Annotated in this window: 8 protein-coding genes; 5 read left to right on the forward strand and 3 right to left on the reverse strand. The window is 61.8% G+C overall.

The genetic code is table 11. From position 1 onward, the window contains the following. Positions 1-197 (forward strand): SLBB domain-containing protein (locus WB528_RS15700; RefSeq protein WP_423887285.1); only part of this gene is annotated, 197 nt, incomplete at its 5' end. Position 198: 1 nt separating this feature from the next. Here WB528_RS15700 and WB528_RS15705 read toward each other — a convergent pair. After that, positions 199-873: a dienelactone hydrolase family protein gene (locus tag WB528_RS15705; RefSeq protein ID WP_423889331.1), complete on the reverse strand. Its 675-nt coding sequence runs from the start codon at positions 871-873 to the stop codon at positions 199-201. 339 nt (positions 874-1,212) lie between these two features. On the opposite strand from WB528_RS15705, the gene WB528_RS15710 reads away from it, so the two are divergent. The 3 genes from WB528_RS15710 (at position 1,213) to WB528_RS15720 (ending at position 5,258) form a co-directional block, all read left to right on the forward strand. Continuing rightward, positions 1,213-1,704 (forward strand): (2Fe-2S)-binding protein, encoded by a 492-nt coding sequence (locus WB528_RS15710; RefSeq protein ID WP_423889332.1) that lies wholly within the window; start codon positions 1,213-1,215, stop codon positions 1,702-1,704. Next, entirely contained in the window at positions 1,701-3,983 is a 2,283-nt protein-coding gene (locus tag WB528_RS15715) for a molybdopterin cofactor-binding domain-containing protein (protein ID WP_423889333.1), read from the forward strand. Before WB528_RS15710 ends, WB528_RS15715 begins: the two co-directional genes overlap by 4 nt. 189 nt (positions 3,984-4,172) lie before the next feature. Further along, the gene (locus tag WB528_RS15720) at positions 4,173-5,258 is read left to right on the forward strand and encodes an HD domain-containing phosphohydrolase (protein ID WP_423889334.1); all 1,086 of its coding nucleotides are present in this window, start codon (positions 4,173-4,175) and stop codon (positions 5,256-5,258) included. Between the two features lie 7 nt (positions 5,259-5,265). Here the strand turns inward: WB528_RS15720 and WB528_RS15725 are convergent, their stop codons facing one another. Further along, positions 5,266-5,685, reverse strand: a complete 420-nt coding sequence (locus WB528_RS15725; RefSeq protein WP_423889335.1) for a VOC family protein — start codon at positions 5,683-5,685, stop codon at positions 5,266-5,268. A 149-nt stretch (positions 5,686-5,834) separates the two neighbouring features. Here WB528_RS15725 and WB528_RS15730 point away from each other — a divergent pair, with 149 nt between their 5' ends. After that, on the forward strand, positions 5,835-6,812 hold the full coding sequence (locus WB528_RS15730) for a Bug family tripartite tricarboxylate transporter substrate binding protein (RefSeq protein WP_423889336.1): 978 nt from the start codon (positions 5,835-5,837) through the stop codon (positions 6,810-6,812). A 94-nt stretch (positions 6,813-6,906) separates the two neighbouring features. Here the strand turns inward: WB528_RS15730 and WB528_RS15735 are convergent, their stop codons facing one another. Next, positions 6,907-7,755, reverse strand: a complete 849-nt coding sequence (locus WB528_RS15735) for a hypothetical protein (protein ID WP_423889337.1) — start codon at positions 7,753-7,755, stop codon at positions 6,907-6,909. Positions 7,756-8,054 lie beyond the last annotated feature (299 nt).

Raw genomic sequence — 8,054 nt, forward strand, 5'->3', positions numbered from 1 at the left:
AGGTCGCCGCACCCGGCCAATATCCTTACGTGCCCAATATGAGCGTCGAAAGCGCGGTCGCGATTGCCGGCGGTTTCTCGCCGCGCGCCAAGCGCGACAGCGTCACGTTGACCCACAGCGCCAGCCGCACCATCGTCCCGCTCGGCACCTCGATCAGCCCCGGCGATACCATCCTCGTCGGCGAACGCTGGTTCTGATTTAGCCCTTCAGATATTTCGCGAAGAAATCCATGCTGCGCGGCCAGGCGATGTCGGCGCTTTTCTTGTCGTAGCTCGCGCGCTCGTCGCAATTAAAGCCGTGCTGGGCTCCGCCGTAGATATAGACCTCGACGTCGGGGCGCTTGGCTCGGATGGTCTCGACGTCCTTCAGCGGAATGCCCGCGTCCTTTTCTCCGAAATGCAGTTGCGTCGGCACCTTCGGCTTGTCGTCGGCCGAGCGAACGATCGCTCCACCGTAATAGCCGATCGCCGCCTTGAGGCCGGAGAGCCTGGTCGCCGCTCCGTAGGCAATGCTGCCGCCGAGGCAGAAGCCGATGATGCCGACCGGACCGACGTCCTTGACGGCATCGATGGCGGCCTGGGTGTCGCGCAACATCGCGGCCCAGTCCGGGTTGGCGACGAACTTGCGTGCCACCGCGACTTCGTCCGGCGAGTAGCCGGACTGAAAATTCGGCTCGATACGATCGAAGATGGACGGCGCGACCGCGACATAACCTTCGCGTGCGAGGCGGTCGCATATCGAACGAATGTGGTGATTGACGCCGAAAATCTCCTGGATCACGACCGCGGCCGCTTTTGGCGTGCCCGCGGGGTCAGCGCGGTAAGCGCCAAATTGAAAATGATCCGAAGCGGTTAGTCTGATGTCATGTCCCACGGGTACTGTCCTTATGACGCATTGCCGGAGCAATCTACGGCGAAGCGGGCCAAGGCGCAAAACGCACCGGTCCGTGTGCAATTCCGACGTGGGCTTGTGATTTCCTCGTGGTGATTCCTCGCTCGCCGCCTCGTGGGATCATATCGCCCGATATTCCGGGGAACAAAATTACGACAACATGGCTGCCGCAACGCACAACTTCACCGGCGCGCGATTTTCGTTGCCTCCTGCACGGATCGCTAGCATTGTCTGTTTGGGCACCATCCCGGTGGGTGCCACCCAACAAAAAAAATGAGTTCCGCCGTAAGCGGTTTTCATCACCGGCAGGGGAAGAAACCTATGCCTAGTCTCAATATCAACGGGCGGACTCTGTCCGTCGAAGCGGCAAACGATACGCCGCTCCTCTGGGTCATCCGCGAGCAGCTGCAAATGACAGGTACGAAGTTCGGCTGCGGCGCCGGACTTTGCGGGGCCTGTACCGTTCATCTCAATGGCGAAGCCGTACGCTCATGCCAAACGGCAGTGAGCGACGCGGTCGGCAAGAAAATCACCACCATCGAAGGTCTTTCTGCCAAGGGCGATCATCCCTTGCAGAAAGCATGGATCGCCGAGCAGGTGCCGCAATGCGGTTACTGCCAATCCGGCCAGATCATGCAGGCGGCCTCGCTCCTTGCGAAGAACTCAAACCCGACCAAGGAACAAGTGGTTGCGCACATGGACGGCAATCTCTGCCGTTGCATGACTTATTCGCGCATCCAGAGTGCGATCATGCGCGCGGCTTCCGAAATGCGCACGGCATCCAACGCCAGCACCGAGCGGAGGCACACATGAATTCGCACGTCAAAATCACATCGCATGAATCCGCCGATCTGAGCCGGCGCTCATTCCTGGTTGGCTCCGCAGCCACCGGCCTCGTGCTCGGCTACGCCGCGCTACCTGGCGTGAACCAGGCCTTCGCCGCAGCCGGCAATTTCGATCCGAGCGTTTGGTACTCGATCGCTCCGGACGGCATTGTCACGGTCACCAGCGGCAAGGCCGATATGGGCCAGCACATCGCCTCCACCATGGCGCAGATCATCAGCGAAGAACTCGGCGTCAACTGGAAGGATGTACGAGTTCAACTCGCATCCAACGATCCGAAGTTCAACGACCCCATGCTCGGCGCGCAGGTCACCGGCGGCAGCTGGAGCACGATGATGAACTTCGATGCGATGAGCCGCGCGGGTGCTGCGGGGCGTATCGCCATGACGGAAGCGGTCGCGGCCATCTGGGGCGTACCCGCCGACCAATTGATCGTGCGCGATTCCACGATCACGGATCCGAAGTCGAAGAAGTCGATGACGTTCGCCGACGTCGTCAAGAGCGGAAAAATCACCAAGACCTTCACCGCTGACGATCTCAAGGCGCTCAAGCTGAAGACGCCCGACCAATACACCATGATCGGCGTTTCGGTTCCGCAGCTCGACATTCCCGGCAAGACCAACGGCACGATCAAATACGGCATCGACGTCATGCTGCCGGGTATGGTCTACGGCAAGGTCGTCACCCCGCCGGTACGCTACGGCGCCACGGTGAAATCGGTTGACGACAGTGCGGCCAAGAAGGTTCCGGGCTTCATCAAGGCCGTTACGCTTGATGACAAGACCGCAACGACGACTGGCTGGGTGGTCGCGGTGGCGAGCACCTATCCCGCCGCGATGAAGGCGGCCGATGCGCTAAAGATCACCTATGACAATGGTCCGAACGCCAAGCTGTCGAGCGAATCCATCCTGGCTGAAGCCAAGCGGCTTCAGAGCCTCGACGATTCCGGTTTCTTCTTCGTCAAGGACGGCGATACGGCGGCCGCGCTCGGCACGGCCGCGAAGGTGCTGGAGGCGGAATACACCACCAGCATCAACATCCATGCCCCGCTGGAGCCGATGACGGCAACGGCGGAGCAGAAGGGCGACATCTGGCACGTCTACACCGGCAACCAGTTTGCGACGCGCTCCGGCTCGATCGCGGCCGGCGCTGCCGAGGTCGATCCGAAGTTTGTCGTGATGCATCAGCAGTGGCTCGGCGGCGGCTTCGGCCGGCGTCTCGAGGGCGACATGCTGGTACCGGCCGTGCAGGCGTCGAAAGCCGTCGGCAAGCCGGTCAAGATCATCTATGCGCGTCAGAACGACATGACCATGGATTTCACGCGTCCGCTGACCTACCAGAAGGTCAAGGCCGGTCTCGATGGCGACGGCAAGCTGATCGCGATGAACCACGACGTGGTCGCGGCATGGCCGACCAAGCGATGGGGCATTCCTGCCTTCCTGTCGCCGTCGGTCGACAAGAAGGGCGCACTCGATGCGTTCACCGTGAACGGTGCGGATTTCTTCTATTCCGTGCCCAACCACAATGTCCGCGCCATTCTCAACGAGATGGCGCAGACCGCGACACCCTCGGGCCAATTGCGCTCGGTGGCGCCCGGCTGGACCTTCTGGGCGGTCGAAAGCATGATCGACGAACTCGCTCATGCGGCGGGCAAGGATCCGGTGCAATTCCGGATTGCCCTGCTCGATGGCAAGGGCGCCAACAACGGCGGCGCGCAGCGGCTGCGTAACACGCTGCTCGCAGCCGTGGGGCTCTCCGGTTACGGCACCAAGCCGTTGCCGAAAGGCGAAGGCATGGGCGTCGCCTGCGTCTCGTCGCAGGAAAGAGCAACGGCAAGCTGGACCGCTTGTGTGGCCCATGTTGCGGTTGCGCCAAGCGGCGAGGTCAAGGTCAAGAAACTGACATTGGCCACCGACGTCGGCACGCAGGTGCATCCTGACAACGTCCGCGCCCAGGCCATGGGTGCGGCGTTGTGGGGAGTATCGCTTGCGCTGTACGAAAAGGCGACGCTGAAGGACGGCGGTCTCGAACAAACCAACTTCGATACCTACACGCCCTTGCGAATGAGCCAGACCCCGGACCTCGAGGTGCATGTGATCGCCAACGGCGAACACGCCACCGGTGTCGGCGAGCCGGCGGTGACCGTGATCGCGCCCGCACTGGGGAATGCGATCTTCAACGCCTGCGGCGCGCGCGTGCGCTCGTTGCCGATATCAGCGGAAGCGGTCAAGGCGGGCATGAAGGCCTAAGACCCTTCAAACCAACGACAATTGCCAGCCGCCGGAGGGTTTTCCTCCGGCGGCTTTTTTACGGCCGAACGCGTTCATTCAAATTTTACCTTCAACAAAAGCCGCCTGTTCACGATCTCTCTTAAGCCTCGGGGAATGTCTTCTCGGTTAAGTTGTGGCTCACCTGTCCGCACCGTCCAATGAGGGTCCATGTCAGCTCAAGCCCCAAAGCGCCGCCTGTTGCTGGCGTCCGACAACCAGGAACAAAGCCGCGAGTTGGAGCGCATCCTTCAATCGGTCAGCGAGGTACACACCGTTTCGATGTCGGAACTTCCCGACGCGCCGGCCGATCAGATCTCCGGCATCGTGGTCGATATCAATCTGCGTTCCGCCGAAAGCGTGCAGCGGGTGCGAAACAAGTTGCAGCATGAATCCTACCGCGCGATGCCGCGGCTGTTCGTGCTGGCCGATGCACTTCATCATGGGTCGATGCAGGCGTGGGCGCTTGGCGCCACCGACACGATATCGCGGCCGTTCGATGCGGCCGGCCTCCTGCAGCGCATCCGCGCCGCCTTCCCTGACAGCCAGGGATTCGACGCGACCGAGCGGGGGCGCACCCTGAACCGGGGCGTGGCCGCCGCCCATGAGGTGATGGTCAAGATTTTCCAGAAGCTTCCGGCGGGAGAGCCGCTGAAATTCAGCGACATTGTTCAGGCCGAAAACAAGATTCTCAAGGCAATCAAGCATTCATCGCTGCGGGAGTGGTTGACGAACGTCGGCTGTCACCACGCGGACACCTACCGTCACTGCCTGTTCGTGACCGGCTTTGCCGTTGCCTTTGCGCAGCATCTTGGCATGCGCGAGGACGACCAGCGTCGCCTGGTGCGGGCAGCGCTTCTGCACGATGTCGGCAAGGCATTCGTCCCGACCGCCATTCTGGACAAGCCGGGTCTGCTCGACGAAGAGGAGATGAGCGAAATCCGCAAGCACCCGCGTCTCGGTTATGAGGCGCTGGTCGCGCAGGGCGGCTATCCGCCGGAGATGCTGGACGTCGTCCTGCATCATCACGAGCTTCTGGACGGCACCGGTTACCCCGACGGCCTGCGCAGCAACCAGATCAGCGACATCGTGCGACTGACGACGATCGTCGACATCTACGCCGCGCTTATCGAAGCGCGTCCCCACCGGGTGCAGTTTACCCACGCCAAGGCGTTAGCAACCATGGAGCAGATGGAAGGCAAGCTCGACGTGCATCTCCTGCACGCCTTCCGGCCGGTGACGCTCGGAGCGTATTGATAGTCGCTCAGACCGCCTCACCCTCATACGACGAAATCTCGATCAGGCTGCCGTCGGGATCGCGGCAATAAACCGATCGTAACGCCCCGCGGGCGCCCTGTTTCGTCACCGGGCCTTCCTCGATCGCGACCCCGCACGCCGTCAGATGCGCCACCACCTGTTCCGGCGTACTCGAGGTGAGAAAACACAGGTCATCGCTGCCGGGCATTTCATGGTCGGCGGTGAACCACTCGACCTTGTCGGCGCCGCGCGGCCGCACGTTGATCTTCTGGTGACCGAACGCCAACGACGTCCTGACCGGCTTGCCATGGCCGGGATCGAATACCTTGACCTCCATGCCCAGCACCTTCCGGTACCACTCGACGGAGCGGGCGACGTCGGCGACATTGATCACGATATGATCGAGCGCGTTGACCTTGACCGGCATCCAGAGCTCCGATTCAGAAGTTCGCAAACAATCGCTGCGCCGCACCAGCAGTCCTTTCGTCGTAGTCGCGCAGTGCTGGTTGCGCATGATTTTGTTTGTTACAACGACGGACCGGGCTCATTCAATAAGAGACGAGAGGGGGGGAACGCATGGCTTCACGCCGCACCGCGATGGCTCTGTTGGCATTCGGCCTGTGCGCTTTGGCGGCACCCGTCGGCCCGGCGTCGGCGCGGGATTATCCGGCGCGACCGGTCCGATTCATCGTCGGCTATCCGGCCGGCGGTTCCACCGACATCATCGCCCGCCTGATCGGACAAAAACTGTCGGAGCGTCTCGGCCAGCAATTCGTGATCGAGAACAAGCCCGGCGCAGGGAATAACATCGGCACCGAAACTGTGGTCAGAGCCGATCCCGACGGCTACACGGTGCTGTTGGTCAACCCGGCCAATTTCATCAACACCTCGCTCTACGCCAACCTCAGCTTCAATTTCCTCCAGGACATTGCGCCGGTCGCCAGTTTTCTTCGCGTGCCGAACGTGATGACGGTAGCCAAGGAAGTGCCCGCCAAAACTGTCGCCGAATTCATCGCCTATGTGAAGGCCAATCCCGGCAAGGTGAATCTGGCCTCGTCAGGCAACGGCACGTCGGTGCATCTGTCCGGCGAAATGTTCATGGCGATGACCGGCGCGAAGATGCTGCATGTCGCCTACAAGGGCGCGGCGCCCGCGACCACCGACCTGCTCGGCAACCGCGTCCAGGTGATGTTCGACAATATGCCCTCGATCATCGGACACATCCGCGGCGGCGCGTTGCGGGCACTGGCCGTGACCACGGCAGAGCGCTCGTCGCAGCTGCCTGACATTCCGACCGTCGCCGAGACGGTTCCCGGTTATGAAGCAAGCGCGCTGTTCGGGATGGGTGCGCCGGCCAAAACGCCGCCGGAAATCATCGCCAAGCTGAACCATGAGATCAATGCGGTGCTGGCGGAGCCCGAGGTCAGGAAGCGCCTGGTCGAGCTCGGCGGCGAACCGCTGATCACCAGGCCGGAAGACTTTGGCGCGATGATCAAGGCCGAGACCGAGAAGTGGGCGAAGGTCGTCAAATACGCCGACATCAAGATCGAATGAGCCGGCGAACAGACTGAATTAGCGAGGCCGGCACCGGGCGATCCGATGCCGGCCAAGTCCGTTCAAGACCGGTTCAAGTCCGGTCCAAGCGAGATCAGGTGCCGTCCGCCGGGGACATCGCAGCGCTATCTGCCGGCTTGGACGAATCGGCCACCGGCGTTTCGCTGGACGGCTCGGGATCGAAGCCAAACAGCTCGACCAGAAATTTGTAATATTTCGGCAGCTTTTCCTTCAGCCGCGCGCGGGTGTGCGGCTCGTGGATGGATTCCTTGCCGGCCAGGAAAACACTCGCGGTCACCGCGAAGAATTCCTGCGGGTTCGTCATCGCATACTCTTCCTTGGGGAAGACGTTCTTGCTCACGGCCTTGGCGTGCCAGGCCCTGATGCCGAGATTCTCAAGCCCTCCCGCCATCAGCTTGGCGTGGTAGGCGTGGAGCAACTCGTGCAGGATGATGGGGTCCTGCGCATATTTCAGCATGTTCGGACGCAGCTTGATGACGCCGGTGCCGGCGTCCGCCGCCAGATCGACGAAGTTCGGGTTGCTCCAGCGCATGTTGTTGGAGTCCCAAATCGTGAAGGTGCGGTTACGCGCGGACGTTTCCGGAGGCACCGTACCATAGCAGGCGATTGCGGCTCCGAGGTCGGTGCATCCCATCTCGCTGGCGACGATCGGAACGGTGTGGAAAAATTGCAGCACCTTCGGGCTCAATCCGACGCTCTCGACGACGTCGAGCTGGCGCTTCAGGAGATCGGTAATCGCGGCGCTGTCCTTGCGGTCCACGTTCTCGGACAGGTCGTAAATAAAGCCGCGATAAGTCTCGAAGCCCGGCGGCACCTCGGCGGCAGCCGGATCGACCGTGATCACTCGCGGGCCCGCGCCCGCAAAGCTGGAGGCGAACGAGAGTATGAAAACAATCGATGTGGTCAGGAGCAGCCCGCGCATGGTTTTCCCCGCTTTATTGGTGTTCGGCGATCGATGACGCGATCGGCCGGCCGTTATGAAGGTCGCATCATAGCGCTGCGAACTTGCAACGCGGTTTCGCCGTTCGTGGCAACTTTGCGCGCGGCGTTTCGGCTCTTTTAACTATACGAGGCTTTCTGCATCGAGCCGCTTCACGAACCGCCCCTGCTTTCGCCTGACGGCTGCGTCTTTGAAAAGGAAAACAGCGCGCGGCGCATTTTCTCTTCCCGTGCCGCGGCTCGGTTGTGATCGACCCCCCGCCTGCCCGAGCAAGTCGGGGG

Origin of the sequence: Bradyrhizobium sp. (assembly GCF_049586575.1) — a bacterium.
Classification (GTDB): domain Bacteria; phylum Pseudomonadota; class Alphaproteobacteria; order Rhizobiales; family Xanthobacteraceae; genus Bradyrhizobium.